This window comes from Umezawaea sp., from assembly GCF_036375055.1.
GTDB lineage: Bacteria > Actinomycetota > Actinomycetes > Mycobacteriales > Pseudonocardiaceae > Umezawaea.
Genome location: NZ_DASUSQ010000072.1, coordinates 50,601 through 76,329, shown reverse-complemented (window position 1 = coordinate 76,329; position 25,729 = coordinate 50,601). Strand labels below are relative to the sequence as shown.

Here is a 25,729-nt window from a genome sequence, read left to right as displayed (position 1 = left end):
AGTAGTACGGAACGTGTGAACCCAGGGGAGATCAGCCGTCGCACTGTCCTGAGCGCCACCGGAGCGGCCGCGCTGGCGAGCCTGCTCGCCGCCTGCGGCTCCAACACGGGCCGGGGCGGTGGTGGGGGCCAGGAGTTGCGGCAGTGGTACCACGCCTACGGCGAAGCGGGCGTCCAGGAAGCGGTCGAGCGGTACGCGAAGGCCTACGACCAGGCAAGCGTGCGGGTGCAGTGGAACCCCGGCGACTACGACTCGAAGCTGGCCACCAGCCTGCTGTCCGACGGCGGGCCGGACGTCTTCGAGTCCACGTTGCAGATCAGCGCGGTCCGCGCGGGCCAGCTCGTGCCGCTGGACGACCTGATCGGTGGGGTCAGGGACGACTTCACCGCCACGATCCTCGACGGGCACACCATCGACGGTCAGGTGTTCGGCATCCCGCAGGCAGTGGACATGCAGATGCTGTTCTACCGCAAGAGCATGTTCGAGCAGGCGGGCGTGAAGCCGCCGTCCACGGTGGACGAGCTGATCGACGCGGCGAAGCGGCTGACGACCGGTGGGGTGAAGGGCCTGTTCGCGGGCAACGACGGTGGTGTGGGGGTGCTGGGCGGGCCGTCGCTGTGGTCGGTGGGGCTCGACTACGTGACGCCCGAGCACGAGGTCGGGTTCGACGAGCCGCAGGCGGCCACCGCGATCGGCAAGCTGCGGGAGCTGTACGCGAGCGGCGCGATGCTCCAGGGGGCGGTCAAGGACTGGGCCGAGCCGGACGCGTTCACGCAGGGCCTGGTCGCGATGCAGTGGACCGGGCTGTGGACCGTGCCCGCGGTGCAGCAGGCGCTGGGCGACGACTTCGGGGTGCTGCCCTGGCCGAAGCTCGACGACGGCGGGCGGCCCTCGGTGCCGGTCGGCGCCTACGGGGCCATGGTCAACGCCAAGAGCAAGCACGTCGAGGAGGCGAAGGCGTTCGTCAAGTGGCTGTGGATCGACCGCACCGACTTCCAGGAGGACTTCAACCTGTCCTACGGGTTCCACATCCCGCCGCGGCAGAGCCTGGCGGAGAAGGCGGACAAGCTGACCAGGGGGGCCGCTGCCGACGCGGTGAAGTTCGTGCAGGACAACGCGAAGTCGTCCAACCCGCCGGACTGGATCCCGTCGATGAGCACGGCGTTCAACGACGCGGTGTCGCGGGCGGTCCGCGAGGGCGCCGACCCCGGCACCGAGCTGAAGGCCGCCGCCCAGAAGGCACGGGACGAGCTCAAGCGCCTGTACGGATGAGGCGGGCGGACACCCGCGCGTTCTGGCTGTTCGTCGGGCCGTTCGCACTGGGTCTGCTGGCGTTCGTCTACCTGCCGATCGGCTGGAGCGTGGTGCTGTCGTTCTTCGACGCCCGCAACACGGTCACGCCGACGGACTTCGTGGGGCTGTCGAACTACGTCGACATGCTCTCCGACGGGCCGTTCCTGCGGAGCCTCGGCACGTTCACCCTGTTCGCGCTGTTCATCGTGCCGCTGACGTTCGTGCTGTCGCTGGGGCTGGCGCTGCTGGTCAACGGGATCACGTTCATGCAGGCGTTCTTCCGGTCCGTGTTCTTCCTGCCCGCCGCGTGCTCGTACGTGGTGGCGTCGCTGGTGTGGAAGCTGTCGATCTTCAACGGCGTCCGCTACGGCCTGGCGAACACCGTGCTCGGCTGGTTCGGCGTCGACCCGGTCGCGTGGATCGGTTCGACCGACCCGCCGTGGTACTGGCTGGTGCTCGTCACTCTGCGGCTGTGGCTCCAGGTCGGCTTCTACCTGATCCTGTTCCTCGCCGGGCTCCAGCGGATCCCGAGGCACCTGTACGAAGCGGCGTGGATCGACGGCGCGAAGCCGGGGTGGCAGACGCTGCGCCACATCACGCTGCCGCAGCTGCGGACGACGTCGGTCGCGGTGCTGCTGCTCAACCTGATCGCGGCCTACCAGGCGTTCGACGAGTTCTACAACGTGCTCGGCAGCGCGCAGGGCTACCCGCCGTTCGCCAGGCCGCCGCTGGTGTACCTGTACTACACGTCGCTCGGCAGCGGCGGCCAGGACTTCGGCCACGGCGGCGCGGGAGCGGTGCTGCTGGCGCTGCTGATCGCCGCGGTGACCCTGTTGCAGGGCAAGGTGATCCTCAAGTGAAGGCGCTGCGGTACCTGGCCCTGGGCGTGCTCGCGGTGGTGTTCCTGCTGCCGTTCTACCTGATCGTCCGCAACGGGCTGGCGACGGAGGCGGAGATCGCCTCGCGCGACTGGCGGCTGTTCCCGGAACGGCCGCGCTGGGAGAACTTCACCGAGCTGTTCAACGATCCTGCGGTGCCGATCCTGCGCAGCATGGTGAACTCGACGGTGGTCGCCGTGCTCCAGACCGCGGGCCAGCTGCTGTTCTGCTCGCTCGCGGGGTACGGGCTGGCGCGCATCCCGTACCGCCACGCGAACAAGGTGTTCTACGCCGTCGTCGCGACGCTGATGATCCCGGCGGCGGTGACGTTCGTGCCGACGTTCGTGGTCGTCTCGACGCTGGGCTGGGTCAGCGACCTGCGCGGGCTGGTGATCCCCGGCCTGTTCAGCGGGTTCACCGCCTTCCTGTTCCGGCAGTACTTCCGGAACTTCCCGAGGGAGTTGGAGGAGGCCGCCAGGATCGACGGCCTCGGCCACTGGGGCACCTACTGGCGGGTGGTGGTGCCGAACTCGCTCGGCTTCTTCGCCGCGCTCGGCGTGATCGCGTTCATGACGAGCTGGAACCAGTTCCTCTGGCCCCTGGTGATCGCTCAGGACCAGGACGCGTGGACCGTGCAGGTCGCGCTGTCGGTGTTCCTCACCGCGCAGAGCATCAACGTGCACGAGCTGTTCCTCGCCGCCGCCGTCTCCATCACGCCGCTGGTGGTCGTGTTCCTGGTGCTGCAACGGTTCCTGGTGCGCGGTGTGACCGAGACCGGGATCAAGGGCTGACTCATCCCTTGCGCAGCAGCAGGAAGACGCTCGGTCCGAAGTAGACCTTGGCGAGCACCGGTTGCAGGAGGCCTTCCAGCGCCACGCGAAGCCGGTGCGGCAGCAGCCTCTTCAGGGTGGGGCTGCGCAGGTTCGACACGGACAGCACGCGTTCGGTCCGCAGGCCCGCGGCGGCGAGCTGCTCGATCACGACGCGCGGGTTGTGGTTGACGAACGGGATCTCGTCGTCGTGGCGGTTCTCCGCCGACCGGATGTCGACCGGCTCGGTCGGCACCGGCTCGCGGCGCAGCAGGTACCTGAGCCTGTTCAGCCCGTGCGCGAGGTTCGCGACCTCCACGACCGCGGTGCCCCCCGGCTCGAGCACGCGGCTGATCTCGGCGAACTCCGCCGTCGGTTCCGGCAGGTGGTGCGACACCCGGATCATCGTCACCAGGTCGAACGACCCGTCCTCGAACACCAGGTCGTCGGCCTGCGTCCGGACCCGGTCGATGGACGGGTCCACGCCGAGGAAGTGCTCCGCGACCTCCAGCTGGCGCTCGCTGGGCTCGGCCAGGGTCACCCGGTCCGCGAACTCCCCGAGCAGCACGCACAGCCTGCCGTAGCCCCCACCGACGTCGACCGCGCGACCGAAGTGCCTGCCCCTGAGCAGCCGCCGCACGGCCACCTCCTCCGCGGCCTGCTCGTAGTCGCGCCCGTCCCAGTACCGCAGGTAGTCGTGGGCCGGACCGTCGTAGAAATCAGCTCGCTTCTTGTCCCCCATGCGCACAGCACGCCGAACCACGTCGACGGGTTGCCCTCGAACGAGACCATCCCCGCGACTCGTCGAGTCGCGGGGATGGTCGGTGTCAGCGGTACGGCGTCAGTTCTCGAAGATCTTGCGCCACGACTCGACGGAGGTGAGCTCCGGGAGGGCGTCGCGGTAGACCTTCTTCATCCGCGGCCACTCCTGCGCGAGCCTGCGGTAGTTGCGGGCGGAGCGCGCCATGAGCTGGCGGAACTCCTTGGGGTCGCGCTTGCGGAACGCGACACCGCTGCCGTCGGCGTTGGACACGGTCGCGCTGTCCAGGTTGCCGAGGAGGAACCAGCGGGCGTTGGTCGCGGGCACGTTGATCTGCGGGCGGTCGGCGGTGGAGCCCTCGGGGTCGCGCAGGTTGTGCAGCAGGGCCTTGGACGCCTTCGCCGCGATGACGGCGGGGTTGACCGGCGGCTTCAGCATCTGCTCGGCGCGCACCATGTCGTAGGTGGGCGGCGGGAACTCGCGGGCCGACGTGAGGATCTGGGCGTCGGTGTACTGCTTGCGCATCTGCTGGATCTCCGGCAGCGCGGTGCGCAGCGAGTCGAACAGCTTGCTCGGGCCCGCGAGGAAGTCCTCGATGGCCTTCTGCTGCACGGCGACCGTCGAGTACTCCATCGACAGCAGGTGCCGCAGGGTCAGCTTGAGGCCCTGCTTCAGCAGCGTCGAGCGGATGTCGTACGGGCTGTGCAGCGCCGCCATGACCAGGCGGTTGCGCGTGTGGAAGTACGCCTGCCAGTCGGTGGCGTCGTTCTTGTCCGTCCACGGCATGTGCCACACGGCGGAACCGGGCAGCGACACCGTCGGGAAGCCGCGTTCCAGGGCGCGCAGCGAGTACTCGGCGTCGTCCCACTTGATGAAGAGCGGCAGCGGGTAGCCGGTGCGCTGCACGACCTCGCGCGGGAACAGGCACATCCACCAGCCGTTGTAGGTGGAGTTGATGCGCAGGTGCAGCTCTTCGGTCTCGCGCAGCGTGTCGGTGGCGAAGTCGTGGTCGGTGACCGCGCCGGGCGCCGCGCGCCAGTTGCAGGTCGCCAGGTCGACGACCTCGCCGAAGCTGTGCAGCCGGGCGCGGGCCTGGAGGTTCAGCATGTGGCTGCCGACGATGACCGGCTGGGCGCAGGCGCGGGCGAACGCGTTGGAGCGCAGCACGGCGTCCGGCTCAAGGCGGATGTCGTCGTCCATGAGCATGATCTGGGCGACGTCGGTGTGCTCGATCGCCTCGTACAGGCCGCGGGTGAAGCCACCCGAACCGCCGAGGTTCTCCTGCTCGATGATCTCCAGTTTGTCGCCGAGGAGCTTGCGCGCCTCCGCGTAGCCCTGGGTGTCCTTGACCTTGACCGCGCCCTGGTCGGCGACGAACACCTTCTGCACGACGTCGAGGACCGCGGGGTCCTCGCCGAGCGCCCGCAGCGCGATGACCGCGTCGATCGGGCGCATGGTCGTCATGCCGATGGCGACCTTCTGCTCGGGCAGCGGCGTGTCCGTCGTCCAGGCCGCTTCCTTGATCTCCAGCGGCGTGTCGTCGGTGAACACGTCGAACCAGATCCAGCCGCCGTCCTCGAACGGCTTGAGGCTGACGCGCAGTTCCAGGTTCGTCCACGCCTTCGGGCTGCGCACGGCGTGGCCCTCGAGGTGGATGTGGTCGCCGCTGGGCTTGGAGCGGTACACGTCGACGCGGCCGGAGCCGCGCACGGCCAGGCGCAGCACGACCTCCTCGACGGTCGTCCAGCGCTTCCAGTAGCTGGCCGGGAACGCGTTGAAGTACGACGCGAACGACACCTTCGCGGAGGCGGGGACCGTCACGGATCGGCGCGACACGACGTGGCTGTGCACGTTCGCGGGCTCGTCCAGGTACAGCGGACGCACGTCGAGCGGGTCCTCGTCGCGGGGCAGGATCACCCGCTGCAACACCTGGTTGGGGTTGAAGCCCGCTCCTTTGGCCCCGACGCGGACCGAAGCCACGTCGCTGACCTTGTTGTCCGGAGCGGTCGTCTCGATCTTCGGGGCGGCGGCGCTAACGGCCTTGGCCTGCTCGGTCACGTGCTTCCTCCGGCGAACCGCCATCAACGCGGTTTCGGGTTCAGAATCGAACGTTCGACGTGGGGTCATGGCGTGCTTCGCCGCACCGCGAACGCCACGAGTCGTGGATCAGGTGCGGCGGCGTTGTCCTCATACTACCTACGAGCCCGTTCAACGCCCGTTCGGGCGCTTTGCGTTCCACGGTGTTCACAAACGGTGATCGCCCGGCGGGAAACCTGCGTCCCACCGGGCGATCACCATCGGGTCTTGATCAGATGCTGCCGTCGATCGGCTTGCCCTCGGTCAGGTGCGGCGCGATCTTGTTGTCGAACGTGCTCAGCGCGGCACCGATGGCCATGTGCATGTCGAGGTACTGGTAGGTGCCCAGCCGACCGCCGAACAGCACGTTGCGCTCCGCCGCCTCGACCTTCGCCAGCTCGCGGTACCGCTCCAGCATGACGCGGTCCTCGGCGGTGTTGATCGGGTAGTACGGCTCGTCGTCCTCCTTGGCGAAGCGCGAGTACTCCCGGACGATGACCGTCTTGTCCTTCGGGTAGTCCCGCTCCGGGTGGAAGTGCCGGAACTCGTGGATGCGCGTGTAGGGGACCTCTTCGTCGTTGTAGTTCATGACGGAGGTGCCCTGGAAGTCGCCCGTGGCGACGACCTCGCGCTCGAAGTCCAGGGTGCGCCAGCCCAGGCGGCCCTCGGAGTAGTCGAAGTAGTGGTCCAGCGGACCGGTGTAGACGACCGGGGTCCCGGCGGGGATCTCGTCCTTGACGTCGAAGTAGTCGGTGTTCAGCCGGACCTCGATGTTCTCGTGCTCCGCCATCTTCTCCAGCCACGCGGTGTAGCCGTCGACGGGCAGGCCCTCGAAGTCGTCGTTGAAGTAGCGGTTCTCGAAGTTGTAGCGCACCGGCAGCCGGGTGATGTTGGCCGCGGGCAGGTTCTTCGGGTCCGTCTGCCACTGCTTGGCCGTGTAGCCGCGGATGAACGCCTCGTAGAGGGGACGGCCGATCAGCGAGATCGCCTTCTCCTCCAGGTTCTGCGCGTCGGCGGTCTCGATCTCGCTCGCGAGCTTCGCGATGAGCGCGCGCGCCTCGTCCGGCGTGTGGGACTTGCCGAAGAACTGGTTGATGAGCGCCAGGTTCATCGGGAACGAGTAGACCTGGTCCTGGTACTTCGCGAACACGCGGTGCTGGTACCCGGTGAACTCGGTGAACTGGTTGACGTACTCCCACACCCGCTTGTTGGAGGTGTGGAACAGGTGCGCGCCGTAGCGGTGCACCTCGATGCCCGTCTCCGGCTCCGCCTCCGAGTAGGCGTTGCCACCAATGTGCTCGCGGCGTTCGAGCACCAGGACCCGCTTGTTCAGCTGGGTCGCGGTGCGCTCGGCAACCGTGAGGCCGAAGAATCCGGAACCGACAACGACGAGGTCATAACCAGCGAAGCTCACGGCGCCCGAGGATAGCGGTGCGCCCACCGCGGTCCCCACTCGGCCCTGCCTTCCCCTCACGACGCTTGATCAGCGGAAACGTCCGCGACCCGGCGGCGGCGGATCACCACGAGCACGCTGAACCCGACCGCTCCGAGCAGGCCGACCACCGCGGCGACCAGACCGGGGACGAGGCCGGGCGCGCTCCAGGTGAGGGTCAGCTCGCCGCCGTCGCGGACGTCGACCAGAACCAGACCGGCCGGTCCTTCGCGCACGTCGACGGGCTTGCCATCCACCTCCGCACGGTAACCGGGCCAGTTCAACCGGGCGAACGCGAGCGTGCCCGAACCGGTGAACCGGACGGTTTCGCGACGGTCCGTAGAGGTGTCCGAGGAGACCTGCACGTCGGTCCAGCCGATCCGTCCACCCGGCCACGGCAGCGGGGTGCCGCGCCGCAGGACCGTGATGCGATCGTTGCGCTCGGTGACCTCCCAACCCGGCGGGACCGGCGGGCTGCCGTTCACCGCGCGCTGCACGACGACCGTCTCCACCCTCAGCAGGTCGAGCAGGGTCTGACCGGCCAGGTCGGTCGGCTTGAGCAGCTTGTCCAGCGACTGCGGGCACGTGGTGCCCTCGTAGTTCAGGCAGGTGGCCTGGTTGAACTTCCGGTTGCCCATGCCGGTGTACGAGCTGACCATGTGCGCGTCGAGCAGCAGGCCGTTGTTGCCGATGACGACCGAGCCCACCTGGAAGGTCGTGCCCTGGTAGTCGTGCATCGCGCGCCGCTCGGAGACCGTGCTCGGCAGCCCGTAGTCGGCCACGTCGGCGTTCTTGGGGTACCACGCGGTCTGGAGCGCCAGCGCGGCGGCGACGCCCGCCACGAGCACGACGAACAGCCCCCGCCCGCGGGCCAGCCGCACCGCGAGGACCGTGCCGACGGCGAGCAGGGCGAGCGACACCGCGTGCCGCTTCCAGCCCCACGAGTCCGCCGCGAAGCTCAGGTAGCCGGTGAACAGCAGCACGCCCGCCGTGATCAGCGCCCTGGCCCGCACCCGGTCGGTGCGCAGTCCGCCGCTCAGCAGCACGGCGAACACGACCCCGACGGCGAGGAAGATCACCTCGACGTGGCGCAGCGGGAACCGGAACATCCACAGGTTCGACGGCCCGATCGCGAACAGCAGGTAGCCGCCCATCACGACGAAGACCCCGAGCAGCTCCCGCCACCGGCGGCGCAGCACGCCCCAGTCCAGCCAGGGCAGCAGGGGCACGACGAACCAGGCGAAGTACACGCCCGGCACGCTGAGCCGGAGGGGGTTGGCGAACGTCCAGATCGCAGGCAGGTGGCTCGGTGTGCTCATGCTCAGGAAGTCCGACAGCGCGGGCACCAGCAGCCCGGTGCTGGCGAAGCCCTGACCGGCCCGGTCCGTCACCGACGAGGTGCCGAGCAGGGGCAGGTAGACCAGCGGCACGACCAGCCCGACCAGCACACCGACGACGAACACCCTGACCACGGCCGCCCGGTCTCGGGCGAACCACGACTCGACCAGCAGCGCGAACAGCACCGCGCACACGCCGAGCAGGCCGTACGGGTTGCCGGTCGTCACCGCCAGCGCGCCGAAGAGGAACGGCCACAGCGGGCTGCCCGCGCCCCTGGCCACCCGGCGGGCGGACCACCAGGTGAACGGGATCCAGGCGAAGGCCATCAGACCGGCGGCCCACGACCCCGCGTCGTAGTAGAGGGTGAACCCGCCGAAGGGGAGCGCGACGGCGATGACAGCGGCGGCGCCGCGTCCCGCGCCGTACTCCCTGACCAGCAGGTACGTGCCGAGCGCGAGCAGCGTCAGGAACTCGGTCTTCACCACGAGCGCGGCGAGGGCGAGGTCGTCGAACCGCGAGACCAGCACGTAGTTGGCGACGTTGACCGGGTTCCACAGGCCGAAGAGGGCCTCACCGGCGAAGTTGCCGCCGACCCAGTTGTCCGGTGACATCAGCTTCGGCCAGTCACCGGCGACGAACTGCTGACCCAGGTAGTGCCACGAGGGGAGGAACTGCGCCGAGCTGTCGTCCCAGACGTAGAAGAACCGGTTGCGCAGGAACGGGAGCTGGGCGAGCAGGACGACCACGAGGCACACGCCGGAGGCGACCACCCCACCGTGGAGCGGCCTGCGGGCTGCCGAGATCAAGGCTTGAGCTCTCTTTCGACTTCGACGCTGCGGTCGATGAGGACGAACTGGGCCACCACGAAGGTGAGCGGGATCGCGGCCGCGGCGGCGACCAGCGGCGCGATCTGCTGGTTCATCCCGAACCAGCCGACGAGCAGGTAGAGGCCTGCCGTGCTGATGACGAAGTTGGTGGCGTTGGACAGGGGGAAGAGCAGGAACTTCTTCCACGTCGGACGGGTGCGGAAGGTGAAGTAGCAGCTCAGGAAGTAGGACCCGATCATCGCCAGGCAGAACGCGAGCACGTGGGCCGCCAGGTAGGGCAGGGCGAGCTTGAACAGCAGGTACAGCCCGTAGTAGACGGCGGTGTTGACGACGCCGACCAGGCCGAACCGGACGATCCTCCCCAGGGTGGACTTCCAGTTCACGGCGCCGACCGCTCCAGGAACTGGCCACCGGCGGTCTCCCGACCCAGCGGCACGGTCACCGGCACCGGGCGCGCACCGCTCGACTCCTTCACCAGGAAGTGCGGCCGCTGCTTGGACTCGTAGTAGATCCGGCCGAGGTACTCGCCGATCACGCCGAGGAACAGCAGCTGGAGGCCGCCGAGGCCGAGCACGCCGCACATCAGGGTCAGGTAGCCGGGCACGGCGACGCCCACGCGCAGCGCGTAGACGAGCAGCCACGCGGCGTAGCCGAATGACAACGCTGTCACCAGCCCACCGAGGTAGATGGCCAGGCGCAGCGGGCGGTTGTTGAACGACACGACGCCGTCGATGCCGTAGTTGAGCAGCTTGCGGAAGGTCCACGCGCTGTCGCCCGCCTGGCGGAGCACGTTCTCGTAGTCGACGACCGCGGTGTCGAAGCCGATCCAGGCGAACAGGCCCTTGGAGAACCGGTTGTACTCACCCAGCGACAGCAGCGCCTGCACCGCGCGCCTGGTCAGCACGCGGAAGTCGCCGACACCGTCCTCCAGCTCGACGTCCACCACCTTGTTGATCACGCGGTAGTAGAGCTTGGAGACCATCTTCCGCAGCACCGGCTCGCCGTGCCTCGTCCGCCGGGCCACGACCTGGTCGTAGCCCTTGGACAGCAGCGACGTCATCTGCCCGAGCAGCTCGGGCGGGTGCTGGAGGTCGGCGTCCATGATCGCCACGACCTCGCCGTGCGCCTGGCTCAGACCGGCCAGCATCGCGGCTTCCTTGCCGAAGTTCCGGCTCAGCGCCAGGTAGGTGAACCGGGGGTCCGACTCCGCGAGCGCACGCAGCTCCCGCAGCGTGCCGTCGGCGCTGCCGTCGTCGACGAGGATGACCTCGAAGTCCTCGGCGACCTCCGGCAGCACCCGGCTGAGCTCCTCGTGCAGCTGTGCCAGACCGCGCTCCTCGTTGAAGCACGGGATGACGACCGACAAACGCATGGGTTCCTTTCCGGTCGGTTCGTGCAACCCACCAACCTCCCAGGACGTCTGGGAAGACGTGTGCGTTGCCCAACCCACCTCGGCTCACACCTGTGTGGATCCACCGTCGTCTCAACGGATAAACTACGCGCAGTCACGCGGGCGGCCTGTTGCCCCTCGCTTCACCACGGCACCACCAGGGCGGACGTGTGTTCTCCAACGACAGTTCGCCCTCGTGAACGCCGTGCCACGACTCAGGGTGTTCGTCGCGTTGATCCTCACGGTCTTCTTGCTGGCGTGCGCGCCGAGGCCCGGTGAGCCCCCGCGCGGTTCCAGCCCGTTGTCGCTCCAGGTAGTCGCCCACCAGGACGACGACCTGCTGTTCATGAACCCGGACCTGCGCGACGACGTGCGCGCCGAACGGGCCGTGGTGACAGTGTTCCTGACCGCCGGGGAGGCCAACGCCTCGGACCCCGCCGAGTACATGGCGAGCAGGCAGGCGGGGGTTCGGGCGGCCTACGCGGCAATGGCGGACGTGGCCGACGACTGGATCGGCGAGCCGCTGCGGATCGACGCGGACCACCAGGTCGAGCAGTACTCGCTGCGCGCCCGCCCGTCCATCAAGCTGATCTTCGTGAACCTGCCGGAGGACGGCACCCGCACGCCCGGCGGTCTGCACGCGCTGCGCAGGCTGTGGTCCGACCGGAACGAGTCGGTGCGGGTCACCGCGGTGCAGCCGCGCGGCTCGCTGGTGGCGAAGCCCTCCTCGTACCGCCGGTACGACCTGCTGGACGTGCTCCAGACGCTGATGGAGCGGTTCCAGCCGACCGTCGTGCGCACGCAGGACTCCGAGCCGCGCAAGGACTACCCGCACTGGAAGCCGTTCTACGACCACCCCGACCACCTGATGACGGCCAAGTTCACCGAGGCCGCGGCGCGGAACTACCGCGACTCGGCGCGTCGGCCGGTGTTCGTCGAGATCGGCTACCGCGACTACAACATCGAGCAGTCGCCGGTGAACCTCGACCCCGCCCAGCAGCGGCAGAAGCTCGCCGACTTCAAGCGCTACACGGCCCACGACCCGCTGCTGGGCAAGCAGGTCAGCTACGACAACTGGCCGCGCCGGACGTACAAGCGGTGGCCGCGCGGGGTGTCCTGGGCAGGCCGTGACGAGCACGGCACACCGTGGGCGTTCGCCGTGCTCGCGGGCGGGCTGCGGGCCTGGAGCGGCGAGTCGTGGCAGCACGCGGACCTCGGCGACCCCGGCGGGCCGCTCGCGCCGGGTGTGGCCGTCGCCACCGGCCGCAACGGCCTGGAGGCCTGCGGTCTCCGGCGGGACGACGACACGATCGCGTGCTGGCGCGGAGGCCGGTGGACCGACCTCGGCAGCCCGGACGGCAGCGACGGGGTGTCCGCGCCGACGGTCGTCGCGCTGGCCGACGGGCGGCTGGCGGCGTTCGTGCTCAACGGCAGGGGCGGGGTCAGCAGGCTGGAGCAGGAGCGGTCCGGCTCGTGGCCGGACGGGTGGACCGACCTCGGCGGGTCCGGGTTCCGCGACGGGCTCGCCGCGGTGAGCGGACCGGACGGCGTGGAGCTGTTCGCGATGGGCACCGACGGGCTCGTGCGCTGGCAGGGCGACTGGCGGCCGTTCGGCTCGGTCGCACCCGCGGGCGCACCCGTCGCGATCGGCTCGAACGCGCTGGCCTACCGGGTGGCGAACACCGGTGAGGTCGCCATCAGCAGGCGGAGCGCGACGGGCTGGTCCACACCGACCGTCCACCCCGGACCCGGTGGGGCCGGGGACGTCGCGGGGGTGTCGCGCGACGGCAGGCTGGTCCTGGTCGGACGGGACGACAGGGGCAAGGTGGCGATCACCCGCGAGCGGGCCGACGGCGAGTTCGAACCGTGGTCCGGCATGAACGGCGACACGGTCGACCACCCGACGGTGCTGACCGACGTGAAGTCCTGCGCGATGGTGCTGGCGATCGGCCCGGACGCGCGGCTGCGGGTGAACGCGCAGGCGCGCACCGACGCCGAGTTCAGCGGGTGGCGGTCGGCGGGCTAGCCCCGGTCAGCTCGGGGAGGACGTCCGCCGCGACCTGTTCGAGCACGGACTCACGGCCCGCGAAGACGCCGTCCGCACGGGGCCAGTGCGCGACGGCGTCGGTGAAGCCCAGCCCACGGGCGCGGCCGACGGCGTCGCGGAAGCACTCGACGCTGGTCAGCGAGTACACCGGCGCCGAGTCGAGGTTGAGGTAGCGGTCCGCCGTCGCGCGTTCCCGGCCGATCGAGGCCAGGGTGTCGTCGAACCTGTCCGCGGCGTCGGCGACCCCGCGCCACCACGCTTCGACGTCCTCGGTCGACGGCCCGGTGGTGACCCACCCGGTGCCGTAGCGGGCGGCGATCCCCATGGCCCTGGGGCCGTTGGCCGCGATCAGGAACGGCAGCCTCGGGCGCTGCACGCAGCCCGGCGCGCCGCGGGCCTCCTCCGCGGCGAAGTGCTCCCCGCGGAAGGTGGTGCGCTCCCTGGTCAGGAGCTGGTCGAGCAGCTCGACGAACTCGCCGAACCTGGCCGTGCGCTCCCCCGGCGTGACCGGCTCGGCACCCAGCACGGTGGTGTCGTAGCCCGCGCCGCCCGCGCCGACGCCGAGGGTCAGGCGGCCGTCGGAGATGTCGTCGACGGTCAGCAGCTCCCGCGCGAAGGGCACGGGGTGCCGGAAGTTCGGGCTGGCCACGAAGGTGCCGAGGCGGATGCGCGAGGTGACCGTCGCGGCGGCGGTGAGGGTCGGGACCGCCGAGAACCACGGGCCGTCGACCAGGCTGCGCCACCCGAGGTGGTCGTAGGTCCACGCGTGGTGGAACCCCAGTTCCTCGGCTCCCCGCCACTTCGGTTCAGCCACCCACCAGCGGTGTTCGGGCAAGATCACGATGCCAATGCGCACCCGGAGACAGTAACGAGACCGTCGGCGGGAGGCGAAGCGGCGTTCACCGACCACTCCCGCGCACAAGGCACTATGGGCAGGTGGAGAGACCTCGGTTGGTTGCCTCGGACGTTGACGGAACGCTGCTCGGGCTCGACGAGCGGGTGAGTGGGCGAACCGCGTCCGCGATCGGCAGGGTGCACGCGTCGGGCACCCCGTTCGTGCTGGTCACGGGCCGCCCACCCCGCTGGGTGCCCGTGGTCGCGCAGGGGGCGGGGACGACCGGCTACGCGGTGTGCGCCAACGGCGCGGTGCTCTACGACATCGGGGCGGACCGCGTCGTGTGGCAGGTCGGGCTCGACCCGGTGCGGCTCGCGGACCTCGCGAACGTGCTGGACGCCGCGCTGCCCGGCTGCGCGGTGGCGACCGAGCGCGTCGGCGCCAGGGCGCTCGACGACGACGTCCAGCCGTTCGTCGCCGAGACCGCCTACCGGCACCCGTGGGGCGACAGCGACCACCGCGAGGTGACCAGGGCCGAGGTGCTGGGGCACCCGGCGATCAAACTGCTGGTAGGCCACGAGAAGATGACGAGCGCGGAGATGGCGCTGGCGGCGACCTCGCTGCTCGGCGACGAGGTCGAGGTCACGTACTCGAGCAACGCGGGGCTGATCGAGATCTCCGCGCCGAACGTGACGAAGGCCTCGGGCCTGGCCGACGTGGCCGAGCGGTTCGGGGTGGGTGCGGCGGACGTGATCGCGTTCGGGGACATGCCGAACGACGTGCCGATGCTGTCCTGGGCGGGCCACGGGGTGGCGATGGCGAACGCGCACCAGGAGGCGCTGGACGTGGCGGACGAGGTGACGGCCTCGCACGTGGAGGACGGCGTGGCGCTGGTGCTCGAACGCTGGTTCTGACCGCGGCGACGGCGGTCCCGGTTCGTGCCGCGAACCGGGACCGCCGTCGGTGCGCGGTTACAGCGGCAGAGCAGCCTCGCTCGACGCCAGCGGCTTCGCGGGCTTCACCTCGAACCACCAGGCGAACGCCTCCCGCAGCTCCTCCGGCAGGTCGGCGGGCACCAGCAGTTCGGCGTAGGCCGCGGCGAGCAGGCGCACCACGTCCTCACCCATGCCGGAGCGCGTCATGCCGACCGCGTTCACCCCGTTCAGCCTGGCCGGGTTCCCGTAGGCCATGGCGAACGGCGGCACGTCCTTGGTCACCGCGCCGCCCATGCCGACCATCGCGCCCGGTCCGATCACGCGGCGCTGGTGCACCACGGCGTTCATCCCGACGTTGACCCGGTCGCCGATCTGGACGTGGCCGCCGAGGCTGGTCCCCGCGGACAGCGTCACGCCGTCGCCGACCTGGCCGTCGTGCGCGACGTACACGCGGTTGAGCAGCCAGCAGTCGGCGCCGACCCTGGTCGGGCGGTAGCTGCCCTGGTGGATGGTGCTCAGCTCGCGCACCACCGTGCGCGGGCCGATCTCGACACCGCTGTGCGCGAGTTCGCCGTCCCACGCGCGGTTGTGCGGCTCGCTGCTGAGCTCCGGCGGGGTGCCGATCACGCAGCCGGGACCGATCCAGCAGTCGTCACCGATCTTCGCGGGACCGAGCACGACCGCGTTCGGCCCGATGGTGACCCGCTCACCGAGCTCTACTCCGTCACCGATGACGGCACTGGGATGAACGTGACTCACGCTGCTCCTTGGGATCCGACGACGCCGGTCGGCCAGTTTACGGGGCGGTCGGCGGCCCCGGCCCGCGCGCCGGGAAAGCACGGGGGCCGGTGCGCTGGAGTGCGCACCGGCCCCTGTGGTCACGAGGTGTCAGCCGCGCGGGCCGCCACCGTTGATCGAGATCTTGTCGGCCTCGCGGCGGACCTGCTCGACGTCGGGCTTCGCGGTGCCCGACGCGGACCTCGCCGAAGCACCGCTGTAGTCGTAGTAGCAGATGTTCTCGTTGTAGTCGCACAGCACGTAGCCGTAGTCGAACTGCTGGTAGAACTGGTTGTTGCCCCAGCTCTCGTAGTCGTACTGGGCGTAGCCGAGCGGGCTGCTGGTGCCGCCGAGGTACCACCACACCTCACGGAAGTCCCACCCGAGGGTGACCGTGGAGCGGCCGTTGCCGTCGAAGATCGTCGCGGCCTGGAACTGCTGGAACTGGTACGGGCCGACAGGACCGACCTCGGTCATCGGCAGGCCGTAGTAGTAGACGTCGCCGTCGGCGCGCAGCTTGGCCAGGTACTGGTCCCGGACCAGGAAGGCGCCGGTGCTCGCACCCCAGAGGATCACCTTGTTCGGACCGAACAGCACGTACAGGCCGTTCGGGCCGTTGGTCGCGTACTGGTCCGACGTCGGGAAGCCGAGCGGACCCGTCACGCCGCCGAGGGCGTCGAGCTTCGCGCGCAGCGCACCGCTGATCCAGTGCGTGCCCTTCGTGTCCGAGTGGAAGATGGTGACCTGGTTGGTGAAGCTCGCGAACTGGCCGTCGCCGATCTTGTCGACGTCGGCGAACGGGTAGCCGAAGCGGCCGTTGGGGCCGCCCTCGGACCAGTACTTGGCGTTGATCGGGCCTTCGAGCCTGACCGCGGACGTGCTGGGCGACCAGTAGATGGTGCCCGTCTCGGTGCCGACGAACCAGCCGGAGCCCGCGCTGGCCGTCTGGTCACCGGTGAGCGAACCGTTGAAGCCCACCGGACCGTCGGCGGAGAGGTACTTCTCGCGCAGCGCGCCGCTGATCCAGTAGGCCTGGCCGCTCGGGCCCTTGAAGAGGGTGACCGCCTCGCTGAAGTTCTGCGACGTGATCTGGGTCGCGCCCCCGTTGGGGTCGGCCCAGGCGCCCTCGATGGTGGTCGGCCAGCCGAACGTGCCGTTGACGCTGCCGTACGCCCAGTACTTCTGCCGCATCGCCCCGCTGATGGGAAATGCGCCGTAGGCGTCGGAGTAGTACACGGACACCCCGTTGCTGAACGCGGAGGCCGCACCCGCCTGGAAACCGCGCGAAACGGGGACCTGGTCCATGGTCGCCACGCTGACTGCGCCGTCCGGACCACTGGTGGTGCCATTCCACACGCCGGCGATGGCACCCGAGAACCAGTGCGCGCCATTCGCTGCGTCGTGGGTGATCGTGACGTTCTTGGAGAACTTGGCATAACGGATGCCGTTGGCCTGGACGACCTCGGCGCCGACCAGGTCACCCGCGAACGCCGCGCCGCCGAGCTGCTGCCACTTGCTGTACACCGGGGACTGCTCCCACGGGTCGGCCGCGGTGGCCGCGGCCTTCGGAGCCGCCTCGGGGGCGGCCGTCTCGGCCTTGGTGGGCGCGGGCGCCTCCGAGCTGGAGGTCGGCGTCGAAGCCGAGGTCTCCGCAGGTGGCGTGGTGCTGGACTCGGTCGGCGTGGCGACCGCGGACGACGACGGAGCCGTCGAGGCCGGATCGGCGCCTGCCACTCCGGCCAAGGCCGGAAGAAGACTCGCGGTGGTCGCCAAAACGGCAGCGACCAGCGAGAGAGAACGACGAGAAGACATGCGTGTTCTAACCCCCCGTAACGATGAATGGTGACGCGAGGCAATCCCCACCGGCACTCGCGTCAGCAGAACCGCGTCCCAGAGTGCCCGAAAAATGGCGGGTTGAAAAGCAGAATCTTCAGATCAGTCGTGAACATCCGTAGTTCATTCACAACTTCCCAACAACACATCAATCGGTGTAACGAACCGAATCGCCAAACCGATGGTGTTGCTCGGCGCGCACCGGCAGGCCATTCTTGCCCACCGCAGAACAACGCCCCCCGAGCGCGTGGGCTCGGGGGGCGCGGAAAAGGTGGAACGTCACGCCCCGTGCGCCGCCAGCGCAGCCCGACGGCGGAGGGTCGCGATGGTGGCGGCCGTGCCCGCGGTGACCACGTCGGCCACGATGAACATCAACCGCGACGCCACGGCGAAGGCGAGGCCCTGCACCGGGTCGATGCCGCTGGCGGCCAGCACCGCGACGATGACGGCCTCGCGGACGCCCGCGCCCGACGGCAGGAAGAACGCGAACAGACCGGCCGTCATGCTGATGGCCATCGCGCCGATGCACAGCAGCAGGCCGCTCACGCCGGGAGCGCCGACCGAGTTCGCCAGCAGCCACATGTGCGAGCCGAACGCCGCGTACGCGAGCAGGGAGAAGCCGAGCACCTTGCCGATGGTCGACCACTTCAACCGGTGGTCGAGCGGCGGGCGGCGCAGCGTCTTGAGCACCAGCGAGGTGCCCCAGGTGAGGATCTTCGGGTGCAGCGCGGCGAGACCGATCGGCAGCAGGGCGAACAGCCACAGCGCCTGCGGGGTCTCCGCGAAGATCACCGGCAGCGCGATGATGCCGAGCAGCAGCGAGGCCACGGTCGCGATGCCGAGTTGCACGAGCGAGCCGGTGAAGATCCGGGCGCGCGGCAGCCCGGCCTTGCGGCCGAGTTCCATCTGGAGCAGGTACGCCCACACCGAGCCCGGCACGTACTTGCCGAGGCCGCCGACGAGGCAGATCTGCGCACCGCGGAAGATGCCGATCGGCTTGCCGAGGTCGTCCACGATGGTCTGCCAGGCGATCGTGTTGAACAGGATCGCCGCCATGACGGCGAGCTGGCTGAGCAGGCTCGACTGCCAGGCGACGGCGGCCAGCGTGTGCCAGACCTCGTTCCACTTCGTGACCAGCGCGTAGGTCGCGAACCCGATGACGATGACCACCATCAGCCTGCGGGCCCATGTGATGATCAAGGCCTTGGTCGACCTCGGTGCTGCGGCGGCTTCGGTTGCTGGGACCTCGGCTTCGGCGGTCGTCATCTGCTCTCCGGGAGAGTCGCTGGTGTTGCCATGCGCGGCAGGGCTTTTCGGCGGCACGGGCATCGGGCTCAGACGCTGACCGTGGTGAGCCTGCTGAACTCGGACAGCAGATCGTAGCCGTCCCAGACCGCGGCGAAACTGAGGGCGGACCCGAAGGGCACGATCCGGTCGATCCCGCGCCCCGCCACCGCGCGCGCGAAGCCGATGAGCTCGTCGCGGGAGAAGCCGAACGTGCTCAACGTCTGGTCCTTGCGCCGCACGAGGCCCGCGAACTCGGCCAGGCTGCCCAGGGTCGCCTGGGGGAAGGTACCGACGCCGAGCCACTCCCTCGGCACGGCCGACGGGTCGACGAGTTCGAGGGTCGCCACGGCGTTGCCGTCGAAGCGGATCTCGGTCGCGTGGCCCTGCGCGGCGACGCCGTAGGCGGACACCCGCTTCTGCACGGCCATCGCGGGTTCGACGGTGAAGTGCTTGCCCGCGACCACCTCGCCGAGCAGGCCGCGGAACTCCTCGCGCCCGAGCCGGGCCGCGGCGTCGTCGCCGACCCAGAACAGCGTGCGCGGGGAGGAGCAGGCGGCCTGGTCGAACCAGTACGAGTCGTTGTAGAACCCGACCACGGCGTCGCGCCGCTGCTCGGGTGTCGCGGCCTGCCACCCGGCCACCGAGATCGCGGCGAACGACGCGCGGTCGGGGAAGGTGAGGTCGCGGGCGCTCGCCGCGAGCGGGTGCTTGCGCAGCTCGGTCACGGACCGGTCGCCGCCCCAGATCACCCGCAGCTCGCACGCGGCCGACAGGGCGGCGGTCACGGCGTCGTCCCGGCCGTAGGTGACCATGCGCTGGGTCTGCGCGATGATCGGGTCCGCGTCCGCGAGCGCCTCGTTGAGCGCCTCGACCACGGTCTCCGCGGCACCGGCCGAGCGCGACGAGATGCGCACCACGTTGGGGTTGCCCGCCAGCGCGGACAACGCCCACGAGTAGACGAAGATGGTGTCCACGTTGGCCGGTGGCACGTGGAACACGAGGCCGCGCGGGAACCTCAGCGCGTCGGCCCCGGTGTCCATCGTGGACAGTGCCTTGGCGATCTCGCCCCGGCGCAGGAAGAACCCGAGCGAGGCGAGCTCCGGGTAGCGCCGGGCGGTCGCGGGCGCGAGCAGCTTGCGCGCGAACTTCACCAGGAAGTCGACGACCCGCTCGTCACCGACCTTCAGCCTGCCGTTCGCCGGCTCGCCGGACAGCTCGGCCACGAGGCTGTCGACCTCGACGTCCGGCCCGGCCGGGAAACGCTGCTGGACCTTGCTCACGCCGCTCCTCCGCTGAACGTGTCCGAACAACCGCGGGCCTCGGCGCGCGGCAGCCTGCCGAGCACGGAGAAGCGCTTGCCCGGCCAGTCGCCGTCGTCGATCCCGTGCACCACGCCGAGGTCCTCGGTGAGCAGCACGTGGCCGGGGTACGAGCGCGGCACGGTGCTGACCACCTCGATCACGCCCGGCACGCCGACCGGCTGCTCGGCCCACGTCTCCGGGTCCCGGACCACCACGTCGGCGAAGTCGGGGCAGTACAGGGAGTTCCCCGACGGGCCCTCGACGAACACGGTGCCGAGCTGCTCGACCATGCCGTAGTAGTTGTGGATCCGGGTCAGCCCGGTGTCGTTCGCGAACGCGCGGCGGAACTCGGCGTTGTCGACCGAGCGGTCGATCAGCTTCTTCCAGCCGCCGGAGTGGACCAGGATCCCGTTGGACAGGTCGAGCCGGTGCTCGCGCGCGACCTCGTAGAGGTACTGCCACACCATGAAGGTGAAGCCGAAGATGAGGAACGGCTCGTCGCCGTGCGCCGCGAGGAAGCCCTTGACGGCCTCGACGTCCGGCTGGTCGTCCTCGTCCAGCGCGTAGACGTGCTTGCGGCCGAAGTTCGCCATGCCCAGCACGCCCGCGCCGCGCGCGGAGAACGAGCGGCGGTTCTTGATGATGCCGATGGTGTCCACCATGAGCATCGGCAGCCGCTTGTCGCCCAGCACGGCCTGGAGCGTGCGGCCGAGGTAGCGGGGCTGGTCGGCCGCGGCTTCCTTGTCCAGGTAGATCCGGGACACCTCGGCGCCGGTCGTGCCCGACGACGTCAGGACCTTGAAGACCTCGTCGTCCGGCACGCTCTTGAGCACGTGGTGCTTGAACATGCGCACGGGCAGCCACGGCACCTGCTCGACGGAGTCGAACCCGGCACCGCGGGCGTGGCCCAGCGAGCCGAGGATCCGGTCGTACGGCTCGCAGTGCGCCCGGTGGTGCTCGGTCAGCTCCGTCAGCGCGGGCAGCAGGGCCGCCTCGCGCTCGGCCTGGCCCAGCCCGAAAACACCCTCAACGATCGCTGTCACGCCCGTCCCTCCAGGGAGCGGTAGTCGACCTTGCCGCTGGCCAGCAGGGGCAGGGCGTCGACCTCCCGCACGTCGAATCCTGACACGTGCATGTGCAGCTTCTCCGCGAGTTCGCGGGCGACCGCCTTGCGCGTGTCGGCACCGCGGTCCTCCAGCCAGACGACCACCTTGTCGCCCGCGGGCACCGCGGCCACCGCACCCGTGTCCAACCCCGCCCCCCGCACGATCTGTTCCAGGTCGTCGAGGTTGACGCGGTTGCCGAACACCTTGCCGATGCGCTTGAGCCTGCCGGTGATGAAGAGGTAGCCGTCCTCGTCGAGCCTGCCGAGGTCCCCGGTCTCCAGCACGCCGCCGCGCGAGTCGCCGTCGGCCAGCTCGGCCTCCGACTCCGCGTAGCCCATCATCACGTTCGGCCCGCGGTAGAGCACCTCGCCCACGACGCCGGGTTCGGTCGTCTCCGCCCCGGCCCCGGTGCGGATCGTGAACGCGCCACCGGGGAGCGCGGGGCCCGCGGAGCCGAGCTTCTCGGCCAGCTTCTCGGCGGGCACGGTGGCCATCCTGGGCGCGGCCTCGGTCTGGCCGTACATGACGAACATCCGCCCACCCGCCGCGACCATCTTGTCGTTGAACTCGGTGACGAGGTCGTCGCGCAGCTTGCCGCCCGCCTGCGTGATCGTGCGCAGGCTGGGGTACTTGGCGGGGTCGAAGCGCAGGCGCTTGAGCATCTCGTAGTGGTACGGGACGCCGGCCAGCGACGTGATCTTGTGGTCGGCGACGGCCTGCCAGAACGGCCTGCCCATCACGCCGGTGGCCTCGACGACCACGGTCGCGCCGCGCAGCAGGTGGCTGTTCAGGACGGACAGGCCGTAGCTGTAGTGCAGCGGCAGGCTCGTCGGCGCGACCTCGTCGGCACCGATGCCGAGCACCTCGGCGATGGCCTCGGCGTTGCTCAGCACGGCCGTCCTGGACAGCCGGACGAACTTCGGGTTGCCGGTGGAGCCGCTCGTGGGCAGCAGCACGGCGAGGTCCGGGTGCGGCACGACGCCGTCCGCGGCCTCGCGCACCCAGGCCGGTCCGCCCACCTCGGCGGGCCGGTAGCCGTCGGGTGCGACCCCGTCGGCGCCGAGCACGGCGGCCGGGCGGAAGGCCGCGACCAGCGCCAGCAGCACGTCCCGGTCCTGGCCCGCGTCCAGCAGCGCGACGGGCCGGTCCGAGGTGAACGCGGCGAGGTAGCGCAGCACGCTCGGCACGTCGACGGCCGTGCGCGCGAACACCACGCCGACGGGCAGCGCCGCCAGCTCGGCGGCCAGCGCGTCGACCCGTGACCGCAGGTCAGCGCCCGCCAGCTCCGTGCCGTCCGCCGCGTCGACCAGCCGAGCGCCGTCGCCGAGCAGGCTCACAGCACGAGCCCCCCGTCGACGCCGAGCACCTGACCGGTCACGAACGACGCGTCGTCGCTGACCAGGAAGCGGATCACCCGCGCGACCTCGTCGGCCTCGCCGAGCCTGCTCAGCGCGGTGTCCCTGGTGATCCGTTCGAGCACGTCGTCGGACTGGCCCGCGGTGAGGTCGGTCTTGATCACGCCGGGAGCGACCGCGTTGACCCTGATGCCGTAGCGGCCCAGCTCCTTCGCCGACGACCGGGCGATGCTCGCGACAGCGGCCTTGGTGGCCGCGTAGACCAGCTGCCCGGCGTTGCCGCGCTCGCCCACGATCGACGCGAGCAGCACGATCGACCCGGTCTTCTTGCGCATCATGGCGCGCGCCGCGGCCTGCACGGTCGCGATGGTGCCGCTGACGTTCGTGCTGAGCATGCGGTCGACGTGGTCGTCGCCGATCATCCCGATCAGCGCGCCCTCCAGCACCCCCGCGCTGGCGACGAGCGCGTCGATCCGGCCGTGCTCCTTCGCGACGCCCCGGAACAGGTCCTTGACCGCTGCCGGGTCCGTGACGTCCAGCGCCAGGCCGCTGACCGCGGCCCCGTGCCGTTCGGCCAGCTCGCCCGCCCGCTGCTTCGCCGCGGTGTCGTCCCGACCGGTCAGCACGACGGTCGCGCCGGACGCGGCGAGCGCGTCCGCGGTGGCCAGCCCGATGCCCCTGGTGCCCCCGGTGACGACCGCCACCCGACCGGACAGGTCGATCCGCACGTCAGTCACCGGCACCCAGTACCCGCAGCATGTCGAGCGCGACCTTGAAGCTGCTCATGTCGATGACCTGGTCGGTGTCGAACTGGACGTCGAACTCGTCCTCGATCGCCGCGACGAGCGCCATGTGGCCGACCGAGTCCCACTCCTCGATCTCGCGGTACTTCAGGTTCTCGACGTCGACGTCCTCACCGAGCGCGAGCGCTTCGACGAAGGTGCTGCGCAGCCGTTGCTGCAAGTCCATCTGAGTTCTCCCGTGTCCTGGCCTGCGACGTCCAGCGCGGGTGCTGGCGCCCGCGAGTCGGCGGCCCAGAGTACGAGGGTAGCCGGTGGTCGGCAGCCTCCGAGCCACGGTGGGGAGGGGGCGGGCGGGATGAGACCGGTTACAGCTGCCCACCCCAGGGCATTTCCTGCGGGTGAACGCGGGTAGCCTGCCACGGTGCTCGCTGCGCTCATGTGCTAGCAGCTCCCTGACCTGCTGCTGAGCCAGACCGGACCGGTCTGTCTCGACGCGGCCCCGCCCGATGGGAAGACGGAGAATGATCCCAATCACCGTTGTCGACGTGCGCGACGCGGAGCCGTACGTGCTCGAAGTGCTCCGCTCGGGAGTCATCGCCCAGGGCCCGATGGTGAAGCGGTTCGAGGACACCTTCGCCGAGATCGCGGGCGTGAAGCACGCGGTCGCCGTGAACAACGGCACCACGGCGCTGGTGGCCGCGATCCAGGCCCTGGACCTGCGACCGGGTGATGAGGTCGTGACCTCGCCGTTCACCTTCATCGCGACCCTCAACGCGATCCTGGAGGCGGGTGCCACCGCGCGCTTCGCGGACATCCGCGAGGACGACTTCTGCGTGGACCCGGACGCGATGGCGGAGGCCGTCGGGCCCCGGACCAAGGTCCTCATGCCGGTCCACCTCTACGGGCAGACCGCCGACATGGGCAAGATCGCGCCGATCGCCGAGGAGCGCGGTCTCGCGCTGGTCGAGGACGCGGCGCAGGCGCACGGCGCGAAGTTCGACGGGCGTCCGGCGGGCAGCTTCGGGCTCGGCTGCTTCTCGTTCTACGCGACGAAGAACATCACCACCGGTGAGGGCGGCATCATCACGACCGATGACGACGCCGTCAACGAGAAGCTGCGGATCCTGCGCAACCAGGGCATGCGGCAGCGCTACGAGTACGTGATGGCGGGCCACAACTACCGCCTCACCGACCTCCAGGCGGCGGTCGCCATCCCGCAGCTCGCGAAGATCGACCAGATCACCGCGAAGCGCAAGGAGAACGCCGCGACCCTCTCCGAGGGCCTCGCGGGCGTGCCCGGCCTGGTCACGCCGACCGAGCTGCCCGGTCGTTCGCACGTGTGGCACCAGTACACCGTGCTGCTCACCGAGGACGCGGCGCTCACCCGCGACGAGTTCTCGGCCAAGCTGACCGAGCGCGGCATCGGCAACGGGATCTACTACCCGAAGCTCGTCACCGACTACGCCTGCTACCAGGACAACCCGAACGTCATCGCGTCCGAGACGCCGGTGGCCAAGCGCGTCACGGAGCAGTGCCTGTCGATCCCCGTGCACGCGGGTCTGACCGACGACGAGCTCGCCACCGTCGTCGGCACCGTCCGGGAGGTGTTGGGCGCGTGACCGCACGTCCTCGGATCCTGCTCGTCGGCACCGGCACGATGGGCTCGCTGCACGCCCGCGTGCTGTCCCAGTCCGACCGCTGCGACCTGGTCCGCGTGGCCGAGCCGCGCGAGGAGGTCGGGCGTTCGGTGGCCGACCGCTTCGACGCGACCTGGTCGCCGGAGATCGGCGACCTGTCCGACGTCGACGCGGTCGTGCTCGCCTCGGCCACCGAGTTCCACCACGGCCTGGCGCTCGAGGTGCTGGCGCAGGACAAGCCGCTGCTGGTCGAGAAGCCGGTGTGCGACGGCCTGGCCGCGAGCGAGGAGGTCGTGCGGATCTCCGCCGAGCGCGGCATCCCCCTGATGTGCGGCCTGCTGGAGCGCTACAACCCGGCCGTGCTGACCGCGTTGTCGCTGGTCGACAGCCCGGTGCACGTGGCGGCCACGCGGCACTCGCCGTACGCCCCCCGCATCCGCACCGGTGTCTCGTGGGACCTGCTGGTGCACGACGTCGACCTGGCGATCCGCACGTTCGGCGGGATCGACCCGGTCAGCGTGCAGGGCAGCTTCGGCTACTTCCACCCGACGTCGGTCGACGACGCCGAGGACATCGCCGAGACCGTGCTGCGGTTCGACGGCGGCGGCCTGGCGACGGTGTCCGCGAGCCGGATCGGCCAGCGCAAGGTCCGCTCGCTGGTGATCACCGAGCTGGACCGGCTGATCGAGGCCGACCTGCTGCGCCGCGACGTGACCATCTACCGGCACGTGTCGAACGACGCCGCGACGCCGGACGGCAGGGGCTACCGCCAGCAGTCGATCATCGAGATCCCCGAGCTGGTGTCGGCGCGCGAGCCGCTCGCCGCCCAGCTCGACCGGTTCCTCGACATCCTGGCCGGGACGGTCGACGCCGACGAGGAGCGCAACGCGATCCTGCCGTCCCACCGCGTGGTGGCACAGGTGTTCGAGAACCGGAAGGCCGTCCCCGCGGGGGTCTGACCTGCGAGTTCCACAGGGGGTGTGCTCCGGGGGCGGAGCACACCCCCTTCGTCCATCTCGGTGATCCATGTCACATGGAACCTCCTTGGCGCGATGAACCAAGCGCACAGG

The 25,729-nt window shown here is 70.1% G+C and carries 22 protein-coding genes; 7 read left to right on the top strand and 15 right to left on the bottom strand.

What is annotated here, in order from left to right; all coding sequences use genetic code 11:
• Positions 1-15 precede the first annotated feature (15 nt).
• From VFZ92_RS20000 to VFZ92_RS19990, 3 genes are read left to right on the top strand one after another with little or no spacing between them, the layout of a single operon-like run.
• The gene (locus tag VFZ92_RS20000; RefSeq protein WP_330877496.1) at positions 16-1,272 is read left to right on the top strand and encodes a sugar ABC transporter substrate-binding protein; all 1,257 of its coding nucleotides are present in this window, start codon (positions 16-18) and stop codon (positions 1,270-1,272) included.
• The gene (locus tag VFZ92_RS19995; protein ID WP_330877495.1) at positions 1,269-2,153 is read left to right on the top strand and encodes a sugar ABC transporter permease; all 885 of its coding nucleotides are present in this window, start codon (positions 1,269-1,271) and stop codon (positions 2,151-2,153) included. Before VFZ92_RS20000 ends, VFZ92_RS19995 begins: the two co-directional genes overlap by 4 nt.
• Entirely contained in the window at positions 2,150-2,962 is an 813-nt protein-coding gene (locus tag VFZ92_RS19990) for a carbohydrate ABC transporter permease (RefSeq protein WP_330877494.1), read from the top strand. The genes VFZ92_RS19995 and VFZ92_RS19990 overlap by 4 nt, the downstream gene beginning before the upstream one ends.
• Before the next feature lies 1 nt (position 2,963).
• Here the strand turns inward: VFZ92_RS19990 and VFZ92_RS19985 are convergent, their stop codons facing one another.
• From VFZ92_RS19985 to VFZ92_RS19960, 6 genes are all read right to left on the bottom strand, one after another.
• Positions 2,964-3,722 carry a class I SAM-dependent methyltransferase gene (locus VFZ92_RS19985; protein ID WP_330877493.1) on the bottom strand — a complete coding sequence of 253 codons (759 nt, stop codon included), beginning with the start codon at positions 3,720-3,722 and terminating at the stop codon, positions 2,964-2,966.
• Between the two features lie 99 nt (positions 3,723-3,821).
• Positions 3,822-5,798 (bottom strand): glycosyltransferase, encoded by a 1,977-nt coding sequence (locus tag VFZ92_RS19980; protein ID WP_330877492.1) that lies wholly within the window; start codon positions 5,796-5,798, stop codon positions 3,822-3,824.
• 250 nt (positions 5,799-6,048) lie between these two features.
• A complete protein-coding gene (gene glf, locus VFZ92_RS19975) occupies positions 6,049-7,230 on the bottom strand; it encodes a UDP-galactopyranose mutase (protein ID WP_330877491.1) in 1,182 nt (393 codons plus the stop codon).
• A gap of 56 nt (positions 7,231-7,286) precedes the next feature.
• Positions 7,287-9,392, bottom strand: a complete 2,106-nt coding sequence (locus VFZ92_RS19970) for a hypothetical protein (RefSeq protein WP_330877490.1) — start codon at positions 9,390-9,392, stop codon at positions 7,287-7,289.
• Positions 9,389-9,796 (bottom strand): GtrA family protein, encoded by a 408-nt coding sequence (locus VFZ92_RS19965; protein ID WP_330877489.1) that lies wholly within the window; start codon positions 9,794-9,796, stop codon positions 9,389-9,391. The genes VFZ92_RS19970 and VFZ92_RS19965 overlap by 4 nt, the downstream gene beginning before the upstream one ends.
• Positions 9,793-10,785: a glycosyltransferase family 2 protein gene (locus tag VFZ92_RS19960; RefSeq protein ID WP_330877488.1), complete on the bottom strand. Its 993-nt coding sequence runs from the start codon at positions 10,783-10,785 to the stop codon at positions 9,793-9,795. The genes VFZ92_RS19965 and VFZ92_RS19960 overlap by 4 nt, the downstream gene beginning before the upstream one ends.
• 223 nt (positions 10,786-11,008) lie before the next feature.
• Here VFZ92_RS19960 and VFZ92_RS19955 point away from each other — a divergent pair, with 223 nt between their 5' ends.
• Positions 11,009-12,829: a PIG-L family deacetylase gene (locus tag VFZ92_RS19955; protein ID WP_330877487.1), complete on the top strand. Its 1,821-nt coding sequence runs from the start codon at positions 11,009-11,011 to the stop codon at positions 12,827-12,829.
• Here VFZ92_RS19955 and VFZ92_RS19950 read toward each other — a convergent pair.
• A complete protein-coding gene (locus tag VFZ92_RS19950) occupies positions 12,804-13,706 on the bottom strand; it encodes an LLM class flavin-dependent oxidoreductase (protein ID WP_330877486.1) in 903 nt (300 codons plus the stop codon). The genes VFZ92_RS19955 and VFZ92_RS19950 overlap by 26 nt on opposite strands.
• Before the next feature lie 80 nt (positions 13,707-13,786).
• Between VFZ92_RS19950 and VFZ92_RS19945 the strand changes: the two genes are divergently transcribed.
• Positions 13,787-14,599: an HAD family hydrolase gene (locus VFZ92_RS19945; RefSeq protein WP_330877485.1), complete on the top strand. Its 813-nt coding sequence runs from the start codon at positions 13,787-13,789 to the stop codon at positions 14,597-14,599.
• Between the two features lie 57 nt (positions 14,600-14,656).
• On the opposite strand, the gene VFZ92_RS19940 is transcribed toward VFZ92_RS19945, so the two are convergent.
• From VFZ92_RS19940 to VFZ92_RS19905, 8 genes are all read right to left on the bottom strand, one after another.
• Positions 14,657-15,379, bottom strand: a complete 723-nt coding sequence (locus VFZ92_RS19940; protein WP_330877484.1) for a DapH/DapD/GlmU-related protein — start codon at positions 15,377-15,379, stop codon at positions 14,657-14,659.
• A 129-nt stretch (positions 15,380-15,508) separates the two neighbouring features.
• Positions 15,509-17,131 carry a hypothetical protein gene (locus VFZ92_RS19935; RefSeq protein ID WP_330877574.1) on the bottom strand — a complete coding sequence of 541 codons (1,623 nt, stop codon included), beginning with the start codon at positions 17,129-17,131 and terminating at the stop codon, positions 15,509-15,511.
• 378 nt (positions 17,132-17,509) lie between these two features.
• A complete protein-coding gene (locus tag VFZ92_RS19930) occupies positions 17,510-18,496 on the bottom strand; it encodes a lysylphosphatidylglycerol synthase transmembrane domain-containing protein (protein ID WP_330877483.1) in 987 nt (328 codons plus the stop codon).
• Between the two features lie 68 nt (positions 18,497-18,564).
• Positions 18,565-19,797 carry an acyl-CoA reductase gene (locus VFZ92_RS19925; RefSeq protein WP_330877482.1) on the bottom strand — a complete coding sequence of 411 codons (1,233 nt, stop codon included), beginning with the start codon at positions 19,795-19,797 and terminating at the stop codon, positions 18,565-18,567.
• Complete coding sequence (locus VFZ92_RS19920; protein WP_330877573.1) at positions 19,794-20,852, bottom strand: acyl-protein synthetase; 1,059 nt, start codon at positions 20,850-20,852, stop codon at positions 19,794-19,796. Before VFZ92_RS19920 ends, VFZ92_RS19925 begins: the two co-directional genes overlap by 4 nt.
• A gap of 5 nt (positions 20,853-20,857) precedes the next feature.
• Complete coding sequence (locus VFZ92_RS19915) at positions 20,858-22,261, bottom strand: AMP-binding protein (protein ID WP_330877481.1); 1,404 nt, start codon at positions 22,259-22,261, stop codon at positions 20,858-20,860.
• Positions 22,258-23,001: an SDR family NAD(P)-dependent oxidoreductase gene (locus VFZ92_RS19910; RefSeq protein ID WP_330877572.1), complete on the bottom strand. Its 744-nt coding sequence runs from the start codon at positions 22,999-23,001 to the stop codon at positions 22,258-22,260. The genes VFZ92_RS19915 and VFZ92_RS19910 overlap by 4 nt, the downstream gene beginning before the upstream one ends.
• Positions 23,002-23,008: 7 nt before the next feature.
• Entirely contained in the window at positions 23,009-23,248 is a 240-nt protein-coding gene (locus VFZ92_RS19905) for an acyl carrier protein (protein WP_330877480.1), read from the bottom strand.
• A 295-nt stretch (positions 23,249-23,543) separates the two neighbouring features.
• Here VFZ92_RS19905 and VFZ92_RS19900 point away from each other — a divergent pair, with 295 nt between their 5' ends.
• Both VFZ92_RS19900 and VFZ92_RS19895 read left to right on the top strand, forming a co-directional pair.
• Positions 23,544-24,641, top strand: a complete 1,098-nt coding sequence (locus VFZ92_RS19900; RefSeq protein WP_330877479.1) for a DegT/DnrJ/EryC1/StrS family aminotransferase — start codon at positions 23,544-23,546, stop codon at positions 24,639-24,641.
• Entirely contained in the window at positions 24,638-25,618 is a 981-nt protein-coding gene (locus tag VFZ92_RS19895) for a Gfo/Idh/MocA family oxidoreductase (protein ID WP_330877478.1), read from the top strand. The genes VFZ92_RS19900 and VFZ92_RS19895 overlap by 4 nt, the downstream gene beginning before the upstream one ends.
• The last annotated feature ends 111 nt before the right edge of the window (positions 25,619-25,729 follow it).